This is a genomic window from Aurantimicrobium photophilum (assembly GCF_003194085.1).
GTDB classification, from domain to species: domain Bacteria; phylum Actinomycetota; class Actinomycetes; order Actinomycetales; family Microbacteriaceae; genus Aurantimicrobium; species Aurantimicrobium photophilum.
Genome location: NZ_CP023994.1, coordinates 784,223 through 807,527, shown reverse-complemented (window position 1 = coordinate 807,527; position 23,305 = coordinate 784,223). Strand labels below are relative to the sequence as shown.

General features: G+C 52.4%; 24 protein-coding genes. All 24 read right to left on the bottom strand.

Going from position 1 to position 23,305, the window contains the following annotated elements:
* Window positions 1-27: 27 nt before the first annotated feature.
* On the bottom strand, window positions 28-666 hold the full coding sequence (locus AURMO_RS04045) for a Trp biosynthesis-associated membrane protein (protein WP_162532663.1): 639 nt from the start codon (window positions 664-666) through the stop codon (window positions 28-30).
* A gap of 2 nt (window positions 667-668) precedes the next feature.
* Window positions 669-2,195 carry a chorismate-binding protein gene (locus AURMO_RS04040; protein ID WP_110233295.1) on the bottom strand — a complete coding sequence of 509 codons (1,527 nt, stop codon included), beginning with the start codon at window positions 2,193-2,195 and terminating at the stop codon, window positions 669-671.
* A complete protein-coding gene (gene hisI, locus AURMO_RS04035) occupies window positions 2,195-2,566 on the bottom strand; it encodes a phosphoribosyl-AMP cyclohydrolase (RefSeq protein ID WP_110233293.1) in 372 nt (123 codons plus the stop codon). Before hisI ends, AURMO_RS04040 begins: the two co-directional genes overlap by 1 nt.
* On the bottom strand, window positions 2,567-3,328 hold the full coding sequence (hisF, locus tag AURMO_RS04030; RefSeq protein WP_110233291.1) for an imidazole glycerol phosphate synthase subunit HisF: 762 nt from the start codon (window positions 3,326-3,328) through the stop codon (window positions 2,567-2,569).
* Between the two features lie 2 nt (window positions 3,329-3,330).
* Window positions 3,331-4,170, bottom strand: coding sequence for an ATP phosphoribosyltransferase (gene hisG / locus AURMO_RS04025; protein WP_110233289.1), 840 nt, complete (start codon window positions 4,168-4,170; stop codon window positions 3,331-3,333).
* Between the two features lie 39 nt (window positions 4,171-4,209).
* Window positions 4,210-4,473, bottom strand: coding sequence for a phosphoribosyl-ATP diphosphatase (locus AURMO_RS04020; RefSeq protein WP_110233287.1), 264 nt, complete (start codon window positions 4,471-4,473; stop codon window positions 4,210-4,212).
* 23 nt (window positions 4,474-4,496) lie between these two features.
* Window positions 4,497-5,162, bottom strand: coding sequence for a ribulose-phosphate 3-epimerase (rpe, locus tag AURMO_RS04015; protein ID WP_110233285.1), 666 nt, complete (start codon window positions 5,160-5,162; stop codon window positions 4,497-4,499).
* Window positions 5,163-5,171: 9 nt separating this feature from the next.
* Complete coding sequence (locus tag AURMO_RS04010; protein ID WP_275425174.1) at window positions 5,172-6,581, bottom strand: RsmB/NOP family class I SAM-dependent RNA methyltransferase; 1,410 nt, start codon at window positions 6,579-6,581, stop codon at window positions 5,172-5,174.
* Window positions 6,578-7,492, bottom strand: coding sequence for a methionyl-tRNA formyltransferase (gene fmt / locus AURMO_RS04005; RefSeq protein ID WP_110234864.1), 915 nt, complete (start codon window positions 7,490-7,492; stop codon window positions 6,578-6,580). The genes AURMO_RS04010 and fmt overlap by 4 nt, the downstream gene beginning before the upstream one ends.
* Before the next feature lie 25 nt (window positions 7,493-7,517).
* Window positions 7,518-9,446 (bottom strand): primosomal protein N' family DNA-binding protein, encoded by a 1,929-nt coding sequence (locus AURMO_RS04000; RefSeq protein WP_110233281.1) that lies wholly within the window; start codon window positions 9,444-9,446, stop codon window positions 7,518-7,520.
* Between the two features lie 30 nt (window positions 9,447-9,476).
* The gene (gene metK, locus AURMO_RS03995; RefSeq protein ID WP_110233279.1) at window positions 9,477-10,640 is read right to left on the bottom strand and encodes a methionine adenosyltransferase; all 1,164 of its coding nucleotides are present in this window, start codon (window positions 10,638-10,640) and stop codon (window positions 9,477-9,479) included.
* A 46-nt stretch (window positions 10,641-10,686) separates the two neighbouring features.
* Window positions 10,687-11,907, bottom strand: coding sequence for a bifunctional phosphopantothenoylcysteine decarboxylase/phosphopantothenate--cysteine ligase CoaBC (coaBC, locus tag AURMO_RS03990; RefSeq protein WP_110233276.1), 1,221 nt, complete (start codon window positions 11,905-11,907; stop codon window positions 10,687-10,689).
* 20 nt (window positions 11,908-11,927) lie between these two features.
* Window positions 11,928-12,185, bottom strand: a complete 258-nt coding sequence (gene rpoZ / locus AURMO_RS03985; RefSeq protein ID WP_110233274.1) for a DNA-directed RNA polymerase subunit omega — start codon at window positions 12,183-12,185, stop codon at window positions 11,928-11,930.
* Between the two features lie 2 nt (window positions 12,186-12,187).
* The gene (gmk, locus tag AURMO_RS03980) at window positions 12,188-13,075 is read right to left on the bottom strand and encodes a guanylate kinase (protein WP_110233272.1); all 888 of its coding nucleotides are present in this window, start codon (window positions 13,073-13,075) and stop codon (window positions 12,188-12,190) included.
* A gap of 4 nt (window positions 13,076-13,079) precedes the next feature.
* Window positions 13,080-13,931: an orotidine-5'-phosphate decarboxylase gene (pyrF, locus tag AURMO_RS03975; protein ID WP_110233270.1), complete on the bottom strand. Its 852-nt coding sequence runs from the start codon at window positions 13,929-13,931 to the stop codon at window positions 13,080-13,082.
* Window positions 13,928-17,218: a carbamoyl-phosphate synthase large subunit gene (gene carB / locus AURMO_RS03970; RefSeq protein ID WP_110233267.1), complete on the bottom strand. Its 3,291-nt coding sequence runs from the start codon at window positions 17,216-17,218 to the stop codon at window positions 13,928-13,930. Before carB ends, pyrF begins: the two co-directional genes overlap by 4 nt.
* The gene (gene carA / locus AURMO_RS03965) at window positions 17,218-18,372 is read right to left on the bottom strand and encodes a glutamine-hydrolyzing carbamoyl-phosphate synthase small subunit (protein WP_110233265.1); all 1,155 of its coding nucleotides are present in this window, start codon (window positions 18,370-18,372) and stop codon (window positions 17,218-17,220) included. The genes carB and carA overlap by 1 nt, the downstream gene beginning before the upstream one ends.
* Window positions 18,369-18,905, bottom strand: coding sequence for a PH-like domain-containing protein (locus AURMO_RS03960; RefSeq protein ID WP_110233263.1), 537 nt, complete (start codon window positions 18,903-18,905; stop codon window positions 18,369-18,371). Before AURMO_RS03960 ends, carA begins: the two co-directional genes overlap by 4 nt.
* Entirely contained in the window at window positions 18,898-20,235 is a 1,338-nt protein-coding gene (locus tag AURMO_RS03955; RefSeq protein WP_110233261.1) for a dihydroorotase, read from the bottom strand. Before AURMO_RS03955 ends, AURMO_RS03960 begins: the two co-directional genes overlap by 8 nt.
* Window positions 20,228-21,187, bottom strand: coding sequence for an aspartate carbamoyltransferase catalytic subunit (locus AURMO_RS03950; RefSeq protein ID WP_110233259.1), 960 nt, complete (start codon window positions 21,185-21,187; stop codon window positions 20,228-20,230). The genes AURMO_RS03955 and AURMO_RS03950 overlap by 8 nt, the downstream gene beginning before the upstream one ends.
* Window positions 21,184-21,726, bottom strand: a complete 543-nt coding sequence (pyrR, locus tag AURMO_RS03945; protein ID WP_110233257.1) for a bifunctional pyr operon transcriptional regulator/uracil phosphoribosyltransferase PyrR — start codon at window positions 21,724-21,726, stop codon at window positions 21,184-21,186. Before pyrR ends, AURMO_RS03950 begins: the two co-directional genes overlap by 4 nt.
* A gap of 63 nt (window positions 21,727-21,789) precedes the next feature.
* The gene (gene nusB, locus AURMO_RS03940; RefSeq protein WP_110233254.1) at window positions 21,790-22,203 is read right to left on the bottom strand and encodes a transcription antitermination factor NusB; all 414 of its coding nucleotides are present in this window, start codon (window positions 22,201-22,203) and stop codon (window positions 21,790-21,792) included.
* Between the two features lie 3 nt (window positions 22,204-22,206).
* Window positions 22,207-22,770, bottom strand: a complete 564-nt coding sequence (efp, locus tag AURMO_RS03935) for an elongation factor P (RefSeq protein ID WP_110233253.1) — start codon at window positions 22,768-22,770, stop codon at window positions 22,207-22,209.
* A 104-nt stretch (window positions 22,771-22,874) separates the two neighbouring features.
* Complete coding sequence (locus AURMO_RS03930; protein ID WP_110233252.1) at window positions 22,875-23,303, bottom strand: type II 3-dehydroquinate dehydratase; 429 nt, start codon at window positions 23,301-23,303, stop codon at window positions 22,875-22,877.
* Window positions 23,304-23,305: the final 2 nt, after the last annotated feature.

The following is a 23,305-nucleotide window of genomic DNA, read 5'->3' as shown; positions in this document are numbered from 1 at the left end:
CTCAGTGCGAAAACTTCTGTTGAAATTCTAGTTGATAGTTGGGTCGGTTCCGTGGCTCAACGAGTCCCAGGCGTCAATATTTACCGAAGAAACATCTTTGTTTTCATCAGGAGCTCTCTGTGGAGGCTTGGCTTGCCCCGAATCTGAGCCGCTTGGGCCAACTCTGTCGAACTTTCGACTACCGGTACCCCACTTACCTGCGGTGAACACAATGATGATTCCCGCAGGAACGAGAAGGATTCCTGCAACAGCAGTAATTCCTGGCCAGACCGTTGCCGAGGAAGAAATCACAAAAGTACGTAACGTCTCAATGTCACTAATGGCACTCAACGCAGTCAACTGAGACGCTGCAGCAAGAACTGGGTCCGACCAGGCAGAAATGCTCATCAACACAACGGCGACGCCAAGCCCAAAGAGCAAAACTCCCAGTATGCGACGTATGACAACTGAGGAGAGAGCAAGTGCTGCGGTAATAGCAAATCCTGCAAGTCCGAAAGCACTCAAACCTGGAGCCGCTATCTGACCGGAAACAGCCAGTCCCTCAGAGTTTTCTGTGGGAAAGGTAACCTCGAGAAAAAACCACGTTTGCGACCAGCCAATAAGAATGACGGCTGACAGGACGAATGCCGCAAACAGAGAGTATGACTTGAACTTGCGGTAGTTCATGGTCACACCTTCTTCAGTGCGTTAGCGATGGCTACAGCACGCAACGGAGCAGCAGCTTTGTTTTGAGTTTCGAGATATTCAGTTTCAGGAACTGAATCCATCACGAGACCTGCACCAGCTTGAACATATGCTTTGTCATCTTTGAGCACAACCGTGCGAATGGCGATGGCCAAATCTGCATCTCCCGCGAAGTCGAAGTATCCAACTACTCCCCCATAGACGCCGCGTTGGGCCGGTTCGAGGTCGTCAATGATTTCGAGAGCTCGGGGCTTGGGAGCACCGCTCAGCGTACCTGCAGGGAATGTTGCACGAAATACGTCAACGGGACCCTTACCTGAAGCAAGGTCACCTTCTACAGAACTGACGATATGCATGATGTGAGAGAAACGTTCCACACGCATGAACTCAGTAACTTCAACCGAACCGGCGTCACAAACCCGCAAAAGATCATTGCGAGCAAGGTCTACGAGCATCAAGTGCTCTGAACGTTCCTTGTCATCGGCCAGCAGGTCAGTTTCTAATTCAAGATCCTCTTCAGGATTTGCGCCACGTGGTCTTGATCCTGCAATGGGGTGAGTAAAGACTCGACCAGAGGACACCTTGACGAGTGCTTCTGGGCTCGAACCCACTATCGAGTAGGGAGTGCCGTCAACCGTTTCCAGAGCCAACAAATACATGTATGGGCTGGGGTTCAAGCTCCGGAGAACTCGATACACATCTTCAGGAGAAGCTGAATTGTCAGCATCAAAGCGTTGTGAGATCACAACCTGGAATACATCACCATCAACAATGTGCTTCTTTGAGGTAACAACTGCATCGAGGAAATCTTGTTTGGGTGTGCGCAGACGAGGTTCGGCGACCGTATCCAGGTCAATGTGAGCCAAGCCGACGGGTCCAGGTACGGAGAGTCGGAGTTGCAGATCATCCAAACGCGCTTGTGCACTGGTGAGAAGTTCTTCAGCCGAAGGTGAATCCCCCAGAACGAGAACGTTGGAGATCAGTGTGACTGTCCCAAATTTGTGATCGAGAACAATGACCTCGCGAGAAAAACTCAGACCCTGTCGGGGAATAGAGAAATCAGCAGGAGGTGCACTTGGGAGATTCTCTAACTCTCGGATAGCTTCCCATCCAATAAAACCGACGAGTGCACCCGTCAGTGGAGGCATCCCCTCAATGTGAGGGGTCTTCCAACGACGGTAAAGAGCATCCAGTGCACTCAGACCTGTCGCAGGAATCTCACCACCGAAAGCATCCTGTGAAGAAAGTCCAAAATCTTGCCACTGAGGAGTAACGTCATGATCGGTAATGACGCCATAGCTTGATACACCGACGAAGGAGAACCTGGACCAAATACCGCCCTGTTCAGCAGATTCGAGTAGGAATGAACCAGGTACTCCTGACGCAAGCTTGCGATAGATACTGATGGGTGTTTCTGCATCTGCAAAAAGTGAGCGGGTGACAGGAATTACTTTGTGACCCTCAGCAAGCAATGAGCTGAATGAGTGCAAGTTGGTGTCGTGCGTAGCCACTACTCCCCCGGTCCAATCACAGAAGAGTCAACATCGACGACAGCTGCAACGTCATAGTCTTCAAAACAGGTGCGTGAACCGGTGTGGCATGCTGCACCTATTTGTTCAACGCCGATGAGCAAAGTATCTGCATCACAGTCGTGGTGCACCGAGCGAACAAATTGAGCGTGACCGCTGGTGTCACCTTTGCGCCAATATTCCTGGCGGGATCGAGACCAGAAGGTGACACGCCCCTCTAAGAGTGTTCTACGTACAGCCTCCGCGTTCATGTAGCCAAGCATCAGAACATCGTTGTTGGCAACATCTTGAATGATGGCGGGAATCAGGCCTTGAGAGTCATACTTCAAGTTGGATGGATCGAAAGCTGACATTTATCGCACCTCAAACCCATCATTTTTCAAAACTGACTTTACTTCTCCAATAGTGACAGCTTTGGAGTGGAAAATACTGGCAGCAAGGGCAGCGTCAGCTCCCGCTTGGATTGCAGGTGGGAAATCTGCTGCAGAACCTGCACCACCGCTGGCAATAACGGGAACAGAACTGATCTCTCGAATTGCAGAGATCAATTCGAGGTCGAAACCATCCTTTGTTCCGTCTGCATCAATTGAATTCACCAGAAGCTCACCAGCGCCACGAGTAATGGCTTCGCGAGCCCATTCAAGCGCGTCAATGTCAGTGAGTTCACGACCACCATGAGTCGTCACAACGAAACCAGATGGCGTCGACGCTGACCGAGTGATGTCCAAGGAAAGCACAAGTACTTGTGCACCATAACGACTGGAGATGTCGTCTAACAATTCAGGTCGTTGAATAGCTGCGCTGTTGACGCCGACCTTGTCTGCACCGTGGGCGAGTAACTGGGCAACATCCTCAACGGTGCGAACACCGCCACCGACTGTCAATGGAATAAAAACCGCATCTGCCGTGCGGGCAACGACATCAAACATGGTGGAACGGTTTTCTACCGTGGCTTTGACGTCGAGAAACGTAATTTCGTCTGCACCTTGCTCGTAGTAGTAACGAGCAAGCTCGACAGGGTCTCCCTGATCTTTCAGATTCAGGAAGTTGACCCCCTTGACTACTCGACCATCAGCTACGTCGAGGCAGGGAATGATGCGAACAGCTACAGACATGGTTACAGGCGAGCAGCGTGGATTGCTGAGACCAAGATGGCGCGGGCACCAAGGTCGTAGAGCTTGTCCATGACATCATTACGATCCGCACGTGGAACCATAACTCGAACAGCAACCCATTCTGGATCGTGCAGGGGGCTCACAGTTGGAGACTCAATGCCAGGTGCAATCGCGCAAGCAGCATCTAAGAACTTCTTGGGAACGTCGTAATCCATTAGGACATACTGTTTTGCCACAAGAACACCCTGCAGACGACGCATCAGGGTGCTGATTCCATCGATGGAGGCATCGCGACTAATCAACACTGCTGTGGACTCGAGGATGACGGGGCCGAAAATATCCAGACCAGCCTTACGCAACGTTGAACCAGTAGAAACAACATCGGCAACAGCGTCGGCTACACCCAAACGAACGGCCGATTCAACAGCACCGTCCAACTTGACCAAGTGAGACTGCACACCTGCTTGCGCCAGGAACGTGCCGACGAGGCCTGGGTAGCTGGTAGCTACTCGCTTACCCGCGAGGTCCGAGAGATCGGCAAAGGTTCCCGCAGGACCTGCAAATCGGAAGGTGGAATCTCCGAACGAAAGTTCGGCAATTTCTTTGGCTTCTGAGTGAGAATCAAGCAGGAGATCACGTCCAGTAATACCGACGTCAAGAGCGCCCGAGCCAACATACGTTGCGATATCTCGTGGACGGAGATAGAAGAACTCAACACCGTTACGGGTATCGGAGTAGTGGAGATCCCGGGGATCTTTACGACCGGTGTAACCGGCTTCATAGAGCATTTCTGCTGATATCTCAGCGAGAGAACCTTTGTTTGGAATAGCTACGCGCAACATGTGAATAAACCTTTGTGAAGTGGAAAAGAAACTCAGCGTTTAGAGATGATGGTTAACCTCGTCGAGCGAGATACCCTTGGCAATCATCAAAACCTGCACATGGTAGAGAAGCTGAGAAATTTCTTCGGCAGTTGCCTCTTGTGATTCGTATTCAGCAGCCATCCAGACTTCTGCTGCTTCTTCGACGATTTTCTTACCAATAGCGTGAACGCCTGCATCTAGTTCAGCGACAGTGCGCGAACCTTCTGGGCGCTCTACTGCCTTGGCGCTGAGCTCGGAGAAGAGGGAATCAAAGGATTTCACCCCTTAAGGCTACCCTGCTTGAACTAGTGCTTGTGCGCAGTGTGAGCTGCAGCGCGCAGACCCGCGATGGCCTGCTCCGGATTTCCGGAGTTATAGACACTGGAACCAGCCACAAAAGTGTCTGCACCGGCTTCTGCGGCAATCACGATGGTGTCCAGGGTGATGCCACCGTCTACCTGAAGCCAGACGTCCAAACCTGATTTCTTTCGTGCTTGATCGAGCAGGACGAGCTTAGGCATGACATCAGGAATAAATGATTGTCCACCAAAACCAGGTTCAACCGTCATCACGAGAATTTGATCAAATTCGGGCATCAGTTCTAGATAAGTCTCAATATCTGTCCCGGGTTTCACTGCTAAACCGGCTCGAGCACCGATTTCACGCAAACGGCGCGCTACAGCAACAGGGTTGTCTGTGGACTCGGCATGGAAGGTCACCGAATACGCACCAAGTTCTGCATATCCGGGCGCCCAGCGTTCCGGGTTGTCAATCATGAGGTGAACATCTAGAGGAATTGGCGACACATCCTGAATGCGACCAACCATCTGAGGGCCAAAAGTCAGATTTGGGACAAAGTGATTGTCCATCACGTCGACGTGTGCAAGATCTGCAGTTGCTATGGCGCCCAAGTCTCGTTCCATGTTGACGAAGTCAGCAGAAAGAATGCTGGGATTGATCCGAATAGCCATGTTCTCAGCCTATTCCGACTTAGTCAGAAGTGAGATGAACATGGCATCTGTGCCATGTCGATGTGGCCACAGCTGAACAGATTGTGAATCTCCGGCAATATCCATGGTTTCCATTGCTACGTCAGACAACACAGCACGTGCATCAAGTTCAGAAACATTCTGATTCTTTCGAAGTGCACCTTCGACTATTGCTCGAGTCTCGGCCAGGTGCGGAGAACACGTGACATAGGCAAGGACTCCCCCGGGTTTCAGTGCGTGAAGGGCGCTTGTGAGAAGTTGAGCCTGCAGTGCAGTGAGATCACCAACATCCTTAGGAGATTTCCGCCATCTGGCTTCGGGGCGTCGACGTAGAGCACCTAATCCAGTACAGGGAGCATCGAGAAGAATACGGTCATAGGTATTGGGCTGGTCCAGTCCAATATCAACACCATCTCCGGTCACAACGTCGACGTCCGGAAGTATGGCTAAGGCTTTACGAACCAGGTCTGCACGACCTGGAATAACTTCATTAGCAGTTAATTCAGCTCCACCTAGTGTTGCCTCTGCAGCCAGGAGCGCGGCTTTGCCACCTGGACCAGCACACATATCGAGCCACTTCTCACCGGGTGTAATTTCGTGGTGACGAGAGAGCACGAGTGCAGCAAGTTGAGAACCTTCATCTTGAACACGAACGACACCTTCGCGCACGCGAGCAAAACGCGTTGGGTCACCACCGGTATTCAACGACATCCCTAGCGGTGAGTAGTTGGTGGGTTCACCTTCGACTTCGTCGTTGGCATCAACGAAACCTGGAAGCTCAACTAGAGTCACTCGAGGATTGAGGTTGTCACTTGCCAGAAGATTCTCGAGCTCTTCACCTCTACCCTCTGCTTCCAAGCTTTGCTTGAGGGCACGAACGATCCACACAGGATGCGAATACAGAGCAGCGAGTCGCTCATCTGCATTCGAGATGTCTTTAGTGATGAACTCTTGCCAGTCTTCTAGGTCGTGACGACTTGTGCGGCGAAGGACAGCGTTGACGAAACCAACCGCACCGAGTGAAGCCATGTGTTCGGCAAGGTTCACACTTTCATCAACGGCTGCGTGCTGTGCCACTCTCATATTCAGAAGTTGATGAACTCCCATGCGAAGAATGTTCAAGACAACTAAATCAATAGTGTCGATATCGCGTGCTGCGGCATTTGCAATGACACGGTCATAAAACCCTTGCATCCGCAATGTGCCATAAGTGAGTTCTGTGGCTAGGCCAGCATCATTTGAGCTGAGTCCAAACTCTCTGATCTTTGCGGGCAAGGCAAGGTTCGCATAGGCGTCATCAACATCTACGGCCATGAGTACTTCAAAAGCAACCAAACGTGATGGAGTAACTGGCCTCGAACGTCGTGGTCCTTTTGTGTGCGGTCTTTTGTCGTTGCTCACGAAACGTGTACTACTTCCTGTCGGAGGCCTCGGAACCAGTCCATGGCAGACATTGCTTGTTTACCTGCGGGTTGAACGCTGAGCAGTTCGATAGAACCAGGAGCGCAACCCAGATAAAGCTTTTTAGACACTGAGGTGATTGCAGAAGGAACTACCTCTTCATCCGCTCCTGAACGGGCCTCAATAATCTTGAGACGTTCGTCACCTAAAAAGACGAAAGCACCAGGTTCTGGAGTAACACCTCTGAATTGGTTATAGACAGCTTCTGAATCCAGAGAGAGGTTGAGGTGACCATCTTCTAGAGAAAGTTTTCGTGCGTAGGTTGATTCTCCCTGCTGAGGAATTGAATTCGCAGTCCCGGAATCAAGAGAGGTCACGACATCCAAGACTTGCTGTGCACCGAGAACCGAGAGTCTGGTCAACAACTCTCCCGCAGTTTCGTCCGGAAGAATGGGCCAATCCCGTGTGTCAAACACATCACCGGCATCAAGTTCCTTGACCAGCTGAAAGACAGAAGAACCAGCTTGTGTCGCTCCAGAGATAACTTGCCACTGAACCGGTGCTGCACCACGCCACTGTGGCAATGAAGAGAAGTGAAGATTGATCCAGCCAAGTTTCACAGAATCGAGAATTTGCTGAGGAAGTAGAGCACCATATGCAACCACAACCCCTAAGTCAGCTGCAGATTCAGCAATTGCTTTCTGAACTTCATCATCAATGCGATTGGCGTAGATAACTGGAATGCCCTGGGCAATGGCGACCTGCGCAACCGGTGACGGAGTAAGAATTCGTTTGCGACCTTGAGGTGCATCTGGACGCGTCAACACGGCAATAACCTCGAAGTCACTGCTGATGAGGGCTTCAAGAGTTGGAACTGCGGCTTCTGGAGTGCCTGCGAAAATTATCTTCACAACACCCACCTCACTCGAGAAAACATTAGAGCGAGTCGATATCGGGGTCGTCGAAACGCACTCTCAGTCTAAGCACTCGCGCAGCACGCTCCGATGAGGCAAGCGGCTTCTTCGAGCGAGTAGCGGAGGTTATTACAGCTGCACGTAAATGCGTAGCTAACTTTTCGCCGTCTTTATATTCAAAGAAAACGAGCGCGCGCGAAGAACCATCTGCTTGGCCAACTGGACCAAGAACCCTATTACCTGCAAGCGGAGGGAGTTCATCACAGGTTGTCCGAACCATCTCTGCATATCCAGAAATCGAAACCACACGCACAGCAGGTGGGAGATGTAACTGCATTCGATCGGCTAACTCGTGCGCTGCCCATCGAACCTGAGCAGATTCAACCAGAGTCTGACCAAGAGCCACTCCAGCACCATTGATAAATACTGTGGCATCTGGCTTGGCCAGGGCAATGGTGTTACTCCAATTACGTAGAACATCTTCATCAACTCGGAAGGCTTCTCTTCCCCTGAGACGTTCTCCATCTAAGAGCAAGATGGCAGCATAACCACCCTCAGCAACCGGTTCTGCACCAGGAGTCGCAACAACGACCGCAGGAGTAGCCGGAACGGAGGTGATGATGTGCTGACCATCCGCAACAATGACCTTCACTCCAGGAAATGCACGGCCAATTTCATCTGAGGTGCGCTCTGTACCAGCAGCAATCGGTCGTAGTTGCTTTCCGCCACAGCCTTGACAAGCCCAAGAAGCATTGAGATTGCCACACCAGCGACAGCTTGGAGAGGAATTGCGGTGGGCTAAGTGCAGCGGTCCATGGCAGGAAGAACATGTTGCTCGCTCATTGCATCCGCTACACACCAGTGCAGGTGAGAATCCAGGGCTCGCGACTTGAACGAGCACAGGACCTCGATCCAGTGCTCTCTTGGCACCTAACCATGCGGCACTGGGAATTCGCGAAGGTGTGGTTCCCTCTTCAAGGTGGGCATCTGTGAGGACAATTTCAGGCTGATCAACTTCGCTGACTGGCACCTCAGAAAAGAACCCAAGTTCAACTAGGCGCTGAGTTTCCAGGGAACGAGTGTGTGAAGCAAAAAGTAATGAACAACCAGACAGGGACTGGCGAACTAACGCGATATCTCGCGCATGTGTGTAAGGAGCAAGAGGTTCCTCAAAGTTGTGGTCTCCGTCATCCCAGACAACCACGAGTCCCACATTATGAGCAGGAGCCAGTGTTGCTGACCTGTTTCCCACAATGATGAGGGGTTCTTCAGTGAGAGAACGTAAGTAGTTGACGTATCGCTCTTGCCCTGAAAGTTTTGCGTCTACCCGAATGAAATGACTTTCTAGACCTGCCGCAATAAGTGCCTGTTCAAGCTTTTCAATTTCCCTAAAGTCAGGAACAGCTAGAACAGCGCTGGAACCCTTGACCAACTGTTCAACAGCAAGAGAGACAAACAGTTCTGCCCAATTCGACATGGTTACCTGTGATGTCACTTCAAGCCGAGGTGGGACTTTGAGGGCAAGTCGTGAACCAGCAGAGACATCGAGCGCGGTGAATTCAGAGGGTTTCTCGGGAATCTCGCCGCTGTATTGCTTGGGCTTCACAGGTTCTGCGAGAAAAGCCTTTTCTGCTCGGACATAACGAGCAGGAATGATCAACCTGAGAACATCAATGGCAGATCCTGCTTGTCGGTCCGCTATTTTTCGAGCGAGATCGAGTGTGTCTGGTTTCAACAACGAAATAGGAGAAATGACTTTCTCGATGAACTGCAGATCTCCAGTGAATTCAGGTTTGTCGCTCAATGCAGTGACATAGGCATCTGAAAACCGTGCACCGCCTCTGAGTGGAACTGAGACTTTTGAACCCACACGAACATGCCCGAAAAGAGACTCAGGGATGCGGTATTCAAATACGTGGTCAAGCTGAGGTAACGAGGTGTCTAGCAACACACTCGCAAACCCAGGTTGTGGGTTCACGTATTACAGACCAGCCAAACGGCGAAGTTCGTCAACCTTGTCGAGCTTTTCCCAGGTGAAATCAGGAAGTTCACGGCCAAAATGACCATAAGCAGCTGTCTGACGATAAATCGGACGAAGAAGGTCTAATTCACGAATGATGCCTGCTGGGCTGAGATCAAAGGTGTCACGAATTGCCTTAATAATGACAGAGTCATCTACCTTGCCTGTTCCAAAGGTTTCCACGTAAAGACCTACTGGCTGTGCCACACCGATGGCATAGGCAATCTGTACTTCAAGTTTTTCTGCAAAACCCGCGGCTACAGCATTCTTGGCGACATGGCGCATTGCATAGGCTGCCGAACGGTCGACCTTTGAGGGATCTTTACCAGAGAAGGCACCACCACCGTGACGGCTTGCGCCACCATACGTGTCCACGATGATTTTGCGGCCAGTAAGACCAGCATCTCCCTTGGGGCCGCCGATTTCGAACTTGCCCATGGGGTTAACCATGAAGTTTGTGTCAGCAGAGCTAAAACCAGCATCTGCAAGAACAGGGCGAATGATGTGATCAATGACATCTGCACGCAGGCTCTCAAGTGACTCATCTGCCTGTGGTGCGTGTTGGGTAGACACCACTACCGTCTCGATGGTTCGAGGAATGATTCCCTCGTAACCCACAGTGACCTGAGTTTTTCCATCGGGACGAAGATAAGCGAGCTGTCCGCTCTTGCGAGCTTCAGTCAAGCGTTCAGCAATACGGTGTGAGAGATAGATTGGCAGCGGCATGAGCTGTGCAGTCTCTGTGGTGGCATAGCCAAACATGATGCCCTGGTCACCAGCACCCTGCTCTTCTTGACCGAACACAAGGTTGGCAATGTCAGGGGACTGTTGTCCGATGGAAACTGAAACACCACAGCTATCACCATCAAAGCCGATGTCTGACGAGGTGTAGCCGATGTCTTTTACTACGTTGCGGACGATTTCTGGGATTTCTGCATAGCCCTCAGTTGTTACCTCACCGGCAACGTGGACCAAACCAGTAGTGACGAGGGTTTCAACTGCTACTCGGCTGCCTTTGTCCTGATCAAGCAGGTTATCCAGAATGCTGTCTGAAATCTGGTCACAGATCTTGTCGGGGTGACCTTCAGTGACAGATTCAGATGTAAATAGTCGTAAAGCGCTCATGGCGATTAGTCCTCTCGTACGTAGACGTTGGATTGTGCCACGCGAGTTACGCGTTGTGGAATGGCGATGTTGCGATGCAATCGAGAATAGTGTCCGCTACAGACATCTTGGATCCGGTTGCAGTATTCAGAATATCGCCACCAGCAGCTAACACGGTGACGGTGTTACTTTCTGTTCCAAAACCTTGATCCCAACCAACCTGATTGAGAATCAAAAGGTCGCACCCCTTACGGGCTAGCTTTTCCTGACCGATTCGGATCAGTTCATCTTCTGTTGCGGTTTCTGCGGCAAAACCAACCACGAGCTGCTGTGCAGATTTTGACGAAGACAATTCTTTGAGGATGTCTGGGTTTTCAACGAGAGTGAGATGGAGCTCTCCCCCATTGTCTGCTTTCTTCAATTTCGAACCAGAAACGGTATCCATGCGGTAATCAGAAACTGCCGCAGCCATGATGACAATGTCAAAACCAGGCGCAAGTGTCTTCACTTCACTGTGCATATCTGCTGCAGTGGAAACAGAAACGAGTGATATTCCTGCAGGTGGTTCAACTTCGAGATGGGCTGCAATAAGAGTGACCTCGGCACCACGCTGCATCGCGCGTTGTGCGAGTGCTACTGCCTGCTTCCCCGAGGATCGATTGCCAATGAAGCGAACAGGATCCAAAGGTTCACGTGTTCCACCACCGGTAATCAAGATTCGCTTACCGAGTAGGTCATGCTTTGTCTCACCAGAAACTGCTTCATAGGCTACCGCGACGATTTCTTCGGGTTCACTCATACGGCCTGGACCAGAATCAGAACCCGTGAGTTGACCCACACCAGGGCCAACAACGACAACGCCTCTGGAACGCAAAGTAGAAATGTTTGCTTGTGTTGCTGGGTTGTCCCACATCTCTGTGTGCATTGCAGGAGCAACCACGAGTGGGCCACGACGAGCGAGAACGGTGTTTCCCAGAAGGTCAGGAGCTAAGCCAGTGGCAAAATGTGCAAGCGTGTTTGCAGTTGCGGGAGCTACAACGATGACATCTGCTTGCTGGCCCAGTGCAACATGGCGAACTTGTGCCACGTCGTCATACAAACCCACATGAACAGGGTTACGACTGATTGCTTCGAGTGTGGGACGGCCCACAAATTGCAACGCTGCTTCTGTAGCAATGACGTCAACATGGTGACCGTCTTTGACAAACTCTCGAACGACAGAAACTGCCTTATACGCAGCAATGCCGCCGGTTATCCCGACGACAATGCGTAAAGGTGTGCGCGACACTTCAGGTGTCGATTCGGTAATTAGGCCGAAAGTGGACGAACGATCAGCTTGTCTTCGTTGATTTCGTGCATAGCAACGGAGAGTGGCTTGTCGTCGATGTTGGAGTCAACGAGGGGACCAACGTTGTCGAAGAGGCTTCCTTCGTGCAGGTCAGAGTAGTAATCGTTGATCTGGCGGGCACGCTTGGATGCGAAGATAACCAGTGCGTACTTGGATTCAACCTTCGAGAGCAAGTCGTCGATAGGTGGGTTGATGATGCCTTCAAGCTTGGTAGCCATGTTTACTCCTTGATAAGTCCCATTAAGTCTACGACCTGTTGGGCAGCTTCGGTGACGTCTCGGTTTATGACCCGGACGTCAAATTCATCTTTCGCAGCGAGTTCGCCGAAAGCGGTTTCTAATCGACGTTGGATTTCTTCTTCAGATTCAGTCCCACGTTCGCGTAAACGTCGAACTAGTTCATCCCAGTCGGGAGGCAATAGGAAGACAAGACGAGCTTCTGGCATGCTTTCGCGAATTTGTCTCGCACCCTGAAGATCAATTTCAAAGAGAACGCTTCTGCCTTGAGACAACGCATTCTCTATTGGCCCACGAGGTGTTCCATATTTGTTGCGACCGTGGACTTCCGCCCATTCCAGGAGTGCTTCTGAATAAATCATGGCGTCGAATTCACCATGATCAATGAAGTAATAGTTCACACCATCCACTTCACCAGGGCGTGGGTCACGTGTAGTGGCAGAAATTGAGAGGTGAACTTGAGGGTGGTTGCGAACGATGTGGTTAACAACAGTCCCCTTACCAACACCGGAAGGACCCACGAGTACAACAGCTTTCGGTGCCCACGACTCGTTACGTTTTGCCTGGTAAGAAAGGATCCATTTACGTAAACCTGCTCGCTGGTGCTTCCCCAGACCACCGAGCCGTTTGCGAGGAGAAATATCAAGCTCTTCAAGGATGCGAGGAATCTTGTTGACTCCCACACCTCTCAATGATTTCAAGAAATCAGTAACCCGAATTGTTGCTTCGGAAGACGACGGATCAATCGTGGCAACAACAAAGACATCTAGCGCAGATCTACGCCCCTCAAAAACATCCGCCTTAATAGCAGCACGTTTGCGACGCGCCACGACTCCCGCCTGCGCTGCAGCGCGGCGGTCAACCTCAGGCATGACGTTAGGCAAGGGCGGATGCGACCTCTCCTGCACGACGTGTGACGGATTCAACAACGCCGTCACGCCCAGCTGAGAGGACACTTCTCGTTTCCGACACAATCAAGTTTGTCGAAAGGTTCCCGAACAAGCGTTGTGCATCTTCCACACGAGCGCCCTGGAAGCCGAAACCTGGAGCAAGCACGGGAAGTGCTGGGTAGTCATCTGGCTGGATACCCAAGCTAGGCAGGTCGAGAGTTGCGCCAAGCACTGCACCAACAGAGTTCTGGGGTGTGGCTTCAGTTGCCCACCTAGCAACGTCACTCAACATGGCTGCCGCGATGGTCTTACCCTGATGAATTCCCTGAGTTATTTGCGCAGTCTGCAGAAGCGCAGCTTCCGGGTTACTGGTCGCAGCAAGAATGAAGACACCCTTGTTGTGTGAGAGGGCATAGTCAACTGTCTGAGAAAGTGCACCTGAGCCCAAGTATGGGCTGACCGTAATGGCATCAGATTCCAGATTCCATCCGGGAGTCAGCCAAGCCTGCGCATAAGCCTCCATGGTGCTGCCAATGTCTCCGCGCTTGCAGTCGGAGATCACTAATAAACCTGCTTCACGTGCACGTCGAATGATGTATTCGAGTGCTTCCATACCTTTGGCACCGTGGCGTTCATAGAAGGCAACCTGTGGCTTGATGATGCCGACTTGGCCCACACACGCATCAATGACGCGCAGTGAGAATTCACGCAGGCTCACAGAGGTGTCGTCAAACTCCCACTCGTTGAGCAGGAACGGGTGTGGGTCAATTCCCACACACAAGTGCCCAAACTGCTGGAAGGCAGCTTGGAGATGATCTCCGAACCCTACTTCACTCATACTTTGGCCAGAGCCTCACGACGCTTGATGGCATATTCCTGCAAACTGCACACATCAAAACCTTCGCGGATTGTGTCGATAGATGCAACAGCTGCACTGACCTGAGCCATGTTGGTAAAGAGTGGCTTATCGGCAGCGATAGCTGAGGCACGAATCTCGTAACCATCAGCACGCGCAGCTGAACCACTTGGAGTATTGATGACGATATCGACCTCGTTGCGGTTGATGAGTTCCACAATGGTGTCATCCCCAAGCTTGGCGCTGACCTTGCCAATGATTGTTGCGGGAATGCCGTTGCGCTGCAGAATCTCTGCAGTGCCCTCGGTAGCAACAATGTTGAAGCCCAGTTGTGAGAAACGCAGCGCAGGCAAGATGATGTTGCGCTTGTCGCGGTCTGCAACCGAGATAAACACGGTTCCCGATGAAGGCAAGCCACCATATGCACCAGCCTGAGCCTTTGCGAAGGCAATGGGGAAGTTCACGTCCATACCCATGACTTCACCGGTTGAGCGCATTTCAGGGCCGAGGAGCGAGTCCACTACCTTGCCCGCAGGAGTGCGGAATCGCTTGAAGGGAAGCACTGCTTCCTTCACAGCGATAGGCGCATCCATGGGCACAACAGAACCATCCTGAACAGGGAGGAGGCCTTCAGCGATCAAATCACGAATGCTCTCCCCCACCATGATGCGGCTCGCTGCCTTAGCAAGAGGAATACCGAGAGCTTTAGAGACGAAAGGAACGGTACGAGAAGCACGTGGGTTGGCTTCGAGTACATAAAGAACTCCTGCACCAATGGCGAACTGAACGTTGAGTAGACCCTTGACGCCGATTCCCTTGGCGATAGCCAAGGTTGCTTCACGAACACGGTCAACATCTTTCTTACCCAGCGAAATGGGCGGAAGAGTACAAGCAGAGTCACCAGAGTGAACACCTGCCTCTTCGATGTGCTCCATCACGCCACCGACGTAGAGCTGTTCTCCGTCGTAAAGAGCATCCACGTCAATTTCAATCGCGTCATCCAGGAAGCGATCCACCAACAGTGGCGAATCTGGACCGACAATGGCCTGACCATCAATGCGCACGAAGTAGTCGCGCAAAGTGACGGTGTCGAAGACAATCTCCATACCGCGACCACCGAGCACATAGGAAGGACGAACGAGAACGGGATATCCGATCTCTTCTGCAACCTTCACCGCACCCTCAACATCCGTTGCGGTTCCATTGCGAGGAGCCAGCAGGTTTGCTGCGTCCAAGATACGGCTGAATTCGCCACGTTCTTCGGCAAGGTCGATGGCTTCTGGAGTCGTACCCAAGATAGGAACTCCGGCAGCTTTGAGGCCCTTAGCGAGGCCCAGAGCAGTTTGACCACCGAGCTGAACAACAACTCCGACGAGTTCACCTGACTTGCTCTCGGCATGAATAACCTCGAGAACATCTTCCAAAGTTAGGGGCTCGAAGTAGAGACGATCACTGGTGTCATAGTCCGTCGAAACAGTCTCAGGGTTGCAGTTGATCATAATGGTTTCGTAACCAGCATCTGAGAGTGCAAACGAGGCGTGAACACAGGAATAATCGAACTCGACACCCTGACCAATACGGTTCGGACCAGAGCCGAGAATAACGACCTTCTTGCGATCGCTGGGCATGACCTCTGTCTCAAGGTCATAACTTGAGTAGTGATACGGGGTGAGAGCCGGGAATTCACCCGCACAGGTATCAACAGTCTTGAATACAGGGCGAATATCGAGGGCGTAACGCTGGTTACGAACCTCTTGCTCGCTCAGGCCGCGCAGCTCTGCGATTTGGGCATCCGAGAAACCAAAGTCCTTGGCATAGCGGATGACGGATGCGTCAAGAGCTGGCGCTGCCTGAACTTCAGCAGCAACCTCGTTGATCAGGACAATTTGGTCAATGAACCAGGGGTCAATCTTGGTGGCGTCAAAGACCTGCTCCAGCGTTGCACCCTTACGAAGTGCCTGCTGAACGGTGACAATACGACCGTCTGTGGGAACCTTGGAGATGGTGAGCAGTTCGTCAACAGAACGGGTTTCCTCACCCCAGTGGAATGAGCTTCCACGCTTCTCGAGTGAACGTAAAGCCTTTTGAAGCGCCGTGGCATAGTTTCGGCCAATAGCCATAGCTTCACCAACAGATTTCATGGTGGTGGTCAATGTTGCATCTGCTGCAGGGAACTTCTCGAAAGCAAAGCGTGGAACCTTGACCACGACATAGTCGAGGGTGGGCTCGAAGGAGGCGGGAGTCACCTTGGTGATGTCATTAGGGATCTCATCGAGGCGATATCCAATTGCCAACTTGGCTGCAATCTTGGCAATAGGGAATCCAGTTGCCTTGGAAGCCAGTGCAGATGAGCGAGAAACACGTGGGTTCATCTCGATCACGATGACACGGCCATCCTTAGGATCGATGGCGAACTGGATGTTACATCCACCCGTGTCTACGCCAACGAGACGAATGATTTCAATACCGATGTCACGCAGGTTCTGGTACTCGCGGTCAGTCAGCGTGAGCGCGGGTGCCACAGTGATGGAGTCACCGGTGTGAACACCTACAGGGTCTACGTTTTCGATGGAACAGACGACAACGGTGTTGTCGGCGGTGTCGCGCATGAGCTCGAGTTCGTATTCCTTCCATCCCAAGATGCTCTCTTCAAGGAGAACTTCACTGGTGGGGCTGGAGTGGATTCCGTCGCCAGCGATACGAATGAGATCTTCTTCGTTATAGGCAAAACCTGAGCCCAAGCCACCCATGGTGAAGGACGGACGGACAACGAGCGGGTATCCCAGATCCTTGGCAGCTTCGATGCACTCTTCGAGTGTGTGTGCGATGTAGGACTTGGCCACATCAGCACCCGAAGCAAGAACGAGATCCTTGAAGATCTGGCGGTCTTCACCCTTACGGATGGCTTCAACCTTGGCTCCGATGAGCTCAACACCGTGACGCTCTAGAGCACCGTTCTCGTGCAGTGAAATGGCAGCGTTAAGGGCTGTCTGACCACCAAGGGTGGGCAGAATTGCGTCTGGCTTTTCCTTGATGATGATTGCTTCAATCACCTCAGGAGTGATGGGCTCAACATAAGTCGCATCAGCGAAGTCAGGGTCGGTCATGATGGTGGCGGGGTTTGAGTTCACGAGAATCACTCGAATACCCTCTTCACGAAGCACTCGGCAGGCCTGAGTTCCTGAATAGTCAAACTCACAAGCCTGACCGATCACAATCGGACCGGAGCCAATAACGAGGACTGATTTGATGTCTGGACGACGTGGCATTAGTTCGATGCTCCCGAGGTAGTAGCGGATGCGAGGACCATGTCGCGGAAACGGTCAAAGAGATAGTTGCTGTCGTGTGGTCCCGACGCAGCTTCTGGGTGGTACTGGACAGAGAATGCATTGATATCAAGGCAACGTAGGCCTTCAACGACCTGGTCGTTCAAGCTGTAATGGCTTACCTCAACGCGGCCGAATCCCGCTGGAGATTCAAGCACCCCGTCAATGGGAGCATCCACAGCGAACCCGTGGTTCTGGCTGGTGATTTCAACCCGACCTGTTGCCTTGTCCAGTACAGGCTGGTTGATACCGCGGTGACCGAAGGGAAGCTTGTAGGTTGAGAAGCCCAGCGCACGACCTAACAACTGGTTACCGAAGCAGATACCAAAGAACGGGATTCCAGCTTTGAGGACGGTGCTCAGAAGCTCCACATGCTTGTCACTGGCTGCAGGGTCACCAGGACCGTTGGAGAAGAACAACGCTGATGGCTTCATGGCAAGAATCTGTTCAGCCGTCACTGTCTGTGGCAGGACATGTGCATCGAATCCGCGCTCTGCAATGTAGTTGACCGTGGAAGTCTTCACACCGAGGTCAAGGATTGCGACAGAACCGATCTTCTCCCCCACCGCAGGAACGACATATTCTTCCTGAGTCGAGACCTGGGCAGAAAGGTTCTTTCCAGCCATCTGGTCAGCTTCGAGGACCTGTGAAAGCTGAACTTCTGCAGGTTCTGCAGCAGCAGCGCCCGAGAAGATACCTGCTCGCATGGAACCCTTTGAGCGGATGTGACGCGTGACAGCGCGGGTATCGATGCCTTGAATACCCACGATGCCTTCGTGGTCAAGGTCGTTATCCAGACTGCGTTCAGCACGGAAATTCGAGACGATACGTGATGCGTCGCGCACGGCATAGCCGGCAACCCAGATACGACGTGACTCCATGTCCTTGTCGTTCATACCCGTGTTGCCAATGTGAGGCGCGGTCATCAGCACGATCTGACCTGCATACGAAGGGTCAGTCAGTGTCTCCTGGTAACCAGACATACCCGTAGCAAAGACGATCTCACCAAAGGTGGTTCCTTCAGCGCCATAGGCACGTCCTTCATAACGTGAACCGTCTTCGAGGACTAATACGGCATTGGGGGTCGTGAGACTCACGAGGCAACCTCTTTCGATGTGTCAGTTGGGAAACTGGTGGTGAGTGCGTTCTCACATGCGAGGCGCACTTCTGGAATAGAAAAGCGGAAGAAGGAAGTGAACTCGACGAGTTCCTGTGTGGTGGTGTCCCATGCAGACCATGAGATGGCAGTGAGACCGTCTTTCTCCACTGCTTTATCGATGGTGACCTGCGTGCGGTGAATCTGCAGGATTTGAGCCGCTGGAATGAATGTTGGCTTTTCACCGCGAGGGGCAATGGTCACACCATCCTGGCTGACCAATACATGCGCATCTGCGCGAAAAGATAGACCAGGCAGAGTAACTCTTTGAAGTGGATCAACAGCGAGGGTCGTAGCTACATACAGGCCCGAGAATTCAGCGGGTGCACTGGTGTGATCGAGCACAGTTGCCCCTGGGGCAACAACCTGAAAACGGGAGTCTCGAGCTACTCTCTTGCGCCAAGACAGAATCATTCCCGCAATCGCCACAAGGACGAGTGCGAGGACAATACCGGTAACAAGTGCCTTATCCACGTGCCACCAGCTCTGCTTGTGCAGCAACTGTCTCGGCAGCGACGACATGTCGATCTGACGCAGTGAGGTATCCCTGGTGAATGGTTGAAACAACCTGACCTGCAAGCTCTTTTCCGAGGTAGGGAGTGTTGTGGGACAAGCTGGCCAAGTCTTCAACACCGAAGTTTCGACGAGTAGATGGATCGACCAAAACAAGTTCTGCCTGAATGCCTGGCTCAATCTTCTGACCGTGTGTCGCAAGACCACCAATTCGTGCTGGTGCTTCTGACATCACGCGAGCGACCTCTGCCCAGCCGATAAGGCCGGTTTCCACCATCGTTGTTTGCACAACAGCCAGAGCAGATTCCAGACCCACCATGCCGAAAGCGGCAGCACCCCATTCGCAATCCTTGCTCTCAACAGGGTGTGGAGCATGGTCAGTAGCGACGATGTCGATGGTGCCGTCAGCAAGTGCTTCACGCAGAGCCATTACGTCTTCAGCACGACGCAGAGGAGGGTTCACCTTGAATCGTGCGTCATAGCTTTCAGCTCGTTCGTCGGTGAGAAGCAGGTGGTGCGGTGTAACTTCAGCGGTGACATTGATTCCACGTTTTTTTGCCCAACGAATCACATCGACAGAACCTGCCGTAGAGAGGTGACAAATGTGCAGACGAGAACCGGTGTGCTCAGCCAAGAGAACATCGCGAGCGATGATGGATTCTTCTGCAACTGCAGGCCATCCAGCCAAGCCGAGGCGGGCGGAAACTTCGCCTTCATTCATCTGTGCGTCAACGGTGAGACGGGGCTCCTGAGCGTGCTGAGCAATAACTCCGCCAAACGTTTTCACATACTCCAGTGCACGTCGCATGATGAGTGGATCGAAGACACACTTTCCGTCATCGGAGAAGACGCGGACAGCAGCTCGTGAATTCGCCATCGCGCCGAGCTCAGCTAGCTGAAGCCCTTCCAAGCCCTTCGTTACTGCTCCGATAGGGCGGACGGTGGCATAACCTGCCTCATCCCCCAGGCGAAGCACCTGTTCAACGACTCCTGCAGTGTCCGCAACAGGAAGTGTGTTGGCCATGGCAAAGACGGACGTGAATCCACCTAGTGCTGCAGCTTGTGTACCAGTAAGCACTGTTTCTGACTGCTCGTATCCAGGCTCACGCAGGTGAGTGTGGAGATCAACAAAACCAGGAAGGGCAATCAGACCATCAGCATCAATCTTGGTCGCCGAAGCCGAGCTCAGACCTTGACCCACAGCAGATACACGGTTTCCTTCAACAAGGATGTCGGCACGATTACCATCTGGGAGGGTCGCTCCGGTGATGAGTAGATCTGGATTAGTCATGAGTTACCTCTCGTTCACCGGTGAGAACCATGTAGAGCGCTGCCATGCGCACGGACACTCCGTTGGCAACCTGTTCAAGAACTGTTGATTGTGGTGAATCAGCTGCTACCGAGCTGATTTCAAGACCGCGGTTCATGGGACCTGGGTGCATCACCATTGTTTTGGCAAGGAGCGAGAAGAATCGCTCCTGTGTGAGTCCCCACATATTTGAGTATTCACGCTCGTTGGGGAAGAACGCATCGTGCATGCGTTCCTGCTGAATACGCAACATCATGACAACGTCAGGCTTGCTCTGAGCAAGGGCTTCGTCGAGGTTGTAACTCACCGAAACTGGCCAGGTGTTGACTGCATGAGGCAAAAGGGTGGGCGGAGCCACGAGCTGAATTTCAGCTCCCAGCGTTTGCAACAGCCAGACATTTGACCGTGCCACGCGAGAGTGCAGGATGTCGCCGACGATCGTCACTTTGACGCCGTCGAGACCCTTACCGCGTGAACCGGCACCATGAAGACGCTTACGCATGGTGAAGGCATCGAGTAGCGCCTGGGTGGGGTGTTCGTGTGTGCCATCACCTGCATTGATGACGGGGGCATCAATCCAGCCACTTTGAGCAAGAACTTGTGGAGCTCCTGATGCGCCGTGTCGAATGACGACTGCATCAATACCCATGGCAGCCAGGGTTTGAGTGGTGTCCTTCAGGCTTTCACCCTTGGAAACACTTGATCCCTTGGCGGCGAAGTTGATGACGTCTGCAGAAAGGCGCTTCTCGGCTGCTTCGAAAGAGATGCGTGTGCGAGTGGAATCTTCAAAAAAGAGATTCACAACCGTTTTTCCGCGCAGTGCAGGAAGTTTTTTGACCTCGCGCTCGTTGACGGCGGACATGTCCTCAGCAATATCGAGAAGCTGGATAGCTACTTCGCGAGAGACATCACGGGTGCTCAGTAGGTGCTTCATGCACTCACCACCTCTTCGATTTCTACGCCATCTTCGCCGTCGTGTTCGACCAGGCGCACATTGATGCGTTCGCCATGTGCAGAGGGAAGATTCTTACCGACGAAGTCGGCACGAATGGGCAGTTCGCGGTGTCCACGATCTGCCAAGACAGCTAAGCGGACAACCTTGGGTCGGCCGAGGTCGGTGAGAGCGTCTAGAGCAGCGCGCACTGTGCGGCCGCTGTAGAGAACATCATCGACCAGGACTACTGTTGCGTCATCAATGCTCACAGGAACTTCTGTGGGCGCAGTGGAGCGAGTGGGCTGCTGGTAGAGGTCATCTCGATACATCGTGACGTCCAGAGAACCAACCGGCACTGAAGCGCCAGGGACGATGGATTCGAGAATCGCAGCTAGACGATGAGCGAGTGTCACACCACGAGTAGGGATGCCGAGAAGGACGAGTGACTGTGCGCCTCGATTAGATTCGAGGATCTCGTGAGCAATACGCGTCAGTGCGCGTTGCATGTCAGTCGCCTGCATGATGTTTCGTGCAGTCATTCTGACCTCCTTCCCCGCCTCTCTGGACGGTAATTAAAGGATGTCGGTGTTGTGTTTAGTGTATCAGTTTGCGGTGGAAGCGATAGTAGCTAACAAGCCATTTACATAGCTCGAAGATTCTTCCGTAGAAAGAGTCTTCGCTGCTTCAACAGCTTCATCTACTGCGACTGCACCGGGAACCTCGGGGTTGTAGAGGATTTCCCACACAGCAATACGCACAATGGCGCGATCTACTGCTGGCATACGCTCCAGCGACCAGCCACGTGCATAGGTTTCGATGGTTTCATCGATTTCCGCACTGTGGTCGATGACGCCGTCAAGAATTTCACGAGCATAGAGCCAAGATGCTGCACGATCAGGTTCGCTAGCAGCCCGTTCGGCTTCAGCCTCGAGGGCTTCAGTAATAGAGATATCTCGGACGTCTGCGGAAAACAACACATCGAGAGCACGCTTACGTGCTTTAGTACGTGCGCTCATGAATTAGTCGTTTACGCGACCCTGGTAAGAACCATCGCGAGTGTCAACCTTGACCTTGGTACCGATTTCCAGGAACAGAGGAACCTGAATCTCGAAGCCGGTCTCAACGGTTGCAGGCTTGTTTCCACCAGTTGAGCGGTCACCCTGCAGGCCAGGCTCGGTGTAGGTGATCTCTAGTACGACCGAAGCAGGAAGCTCAACGTAGAGAGGAGTTCCTTCGTGGAGCGCAATCTGAACATCCTGGTTCTCCAGCATGAAGTTCTTTGCATCACCAACAACAACCTCTGAGACAGAAAGCTGCTCGTAGTTGCCCTTGTCCATGAAGACGTATTCGTTACCGTCGTTGTAGAGGTACTGGAAGTCGCGACGGTCAACGTTGGTGATGTCGATCTTGGTGCCTGCGTTGTATGTCTTGTCGACGACCTTGCCAGTCATCAAGTTCTTCATCTTGGTGCGGACGAAGGCTCCACCCTTACCTGGCTTGACGTGCTGGAATTCAATGATTGTCCAGAGTGCACCATCAATGTTGAGGACGATGCCGTTCTTGATATCAGCGGTAGAAGCCATGAGTGTTCCTTTTTACGAATCAAAATGCCCGTGGGCAAAACTATGGGTCGAGACCCAACAGATAAGTCTACGTGTGTGCCTGAGGTTCAGCGCACAGTTCAGGCCTATCTGGTCAGTTGAGCAAGTGCTAAACGATACGAATCGAATCCAAAACCTGCGATAACACCGGTTGCAACAGCCGAAATCACGCTGTTGTGTCGGAATTCTTCACGAGAGTGCGGGTTTGAAATGTGAACCTCAATGAGAGGAACACCTGCTTTGGTCACCATGGCAGCAGCATCACGAAGTGCATAGGAATAGTGCGTGAATGCAGCAGGGTTCAAGATAACCGCAGTGTTGGTGTCAACAGCTTCAAACAGCCACGACATGAGTTCAGGCTCAGAATCGGTCTGACGAAGGTCAATCTCGTGTGATGGTGCATCAGCTTCGAGTAGCACCTTGAGGGCAGCAAGATCTTGGCTGCCGTAAACATCTGGTTCACGAGAACCAAGGCGACCCAGGTTGGGGCCGTTGAGAACAAGAATGCGTGCCATGA

Bases quoted from the DNA above. Each gene is read 5' to 3' on its own strand.
- AURMO_RS03950 (WP_110233259.1), bottom strand. From the start codon at position 21,187: ATGAAGCACCTACTGAGCACCCGTGATGTCTCTCGCGAAGTAGCTATC.
- hisG (WP_110233289.1), bottom strand. From the start codon at position 4,170: ATGTTGCGCGTAGCTATTCCAAACAAAGGTTCTCTCGCTGAGATATCA.
- pyrR (WP_110233257.1), bottom strand. From the start codon at position 21,726: ATGACTGCACGAAACATCATGCAGGCGACTGACATGCAACGCGCACTG.
- gmk (WP_110233272.1), bottom strand. From the start codon at position 13,075: ATGCCTGAGGTTGACCGCCGCGCTGCAGCGCAGGCGGGAGTCGTGGCG.
- carB (WP_110233267.1), bottom strand. From the start codon at position 17,218: ATGCCACGTCGTCCAGACATCAAATCAGTCCTCGTTATTGGCTCCGGT.
- rpoZ (WP_110233274.1), bottom strand. From the start codon at position 12,185: ATGGCTACCAAGCTTGAAGGCATCATCAACCCACCTATCGACGACTTG.
- metK (WP_110233279.1), bottom strand. From the start codon at position 10,640: ATGAGCGCTTTACGACTATTTACATCTGAATCTGTCACTGAAGGTCAC.
- AURMO_RS03955 (WP_110233261.1), bottom strand. From the start codon at position 20,235: ATGACTAATCCAGATCTACTCATCACCGGAGCGACCCTCCCAGATGGT.
- hisI (WP_110233293.1), bottom strand. From the start codon at position 2,566: ATGTCAGCTTTCGATCCATCCAACTTGAAGTATGACTCTCAAGGCCTG.
- hisF (WP_110233291.1), bottom strand. From the start codon at position 3,328: ATGTCTGTAGCTGTTCGCATCATTCCCTGCCTCGACGTAGCTGATGGT.
- nusB (WP_110233254.1), bottom strand. From the start codon at position 22,203: ATGAGCGCACGTACTAAAGCACGTAAGCGTGCTCTCGATGTGTTGTTT.
- AURMO_RS04045 (WP_162532663.1), bottom strand. From the start codon at position 666: ATGAACTACCGCAAGTTCAAGTCATACTCTCTGTTTGCGGCATTCGTC.
- pyrF (WP_110233270.1), bottom strand. From the start codon at position 13,931: ATGAGTGAAGTAGGGTTCGGAGATCATCTCCAAGCTGCCTTCCAGCAG.
- rpe (WP_110233285.1), bottom strand. From the start codon at position 5,162: ATGGCTATTCGGATCAATCCCAGCATTCTTTCTGCTGACTTCGTCAAC.
- AURMO_RS03930 (WP_110233252.1), bottom strand. From the start codon at position 23,303: ATGGCACGCATTCTTGTTCTCAACGGCCCCAACCTGGGTCGCCTTGGT.
- efp (WP_110233253.1), bottom strand. From the start codon at position 22,770: ATGGCTTCTACCGCTGATATCAAGAACGGCATCGTCCTCAACATTGAT.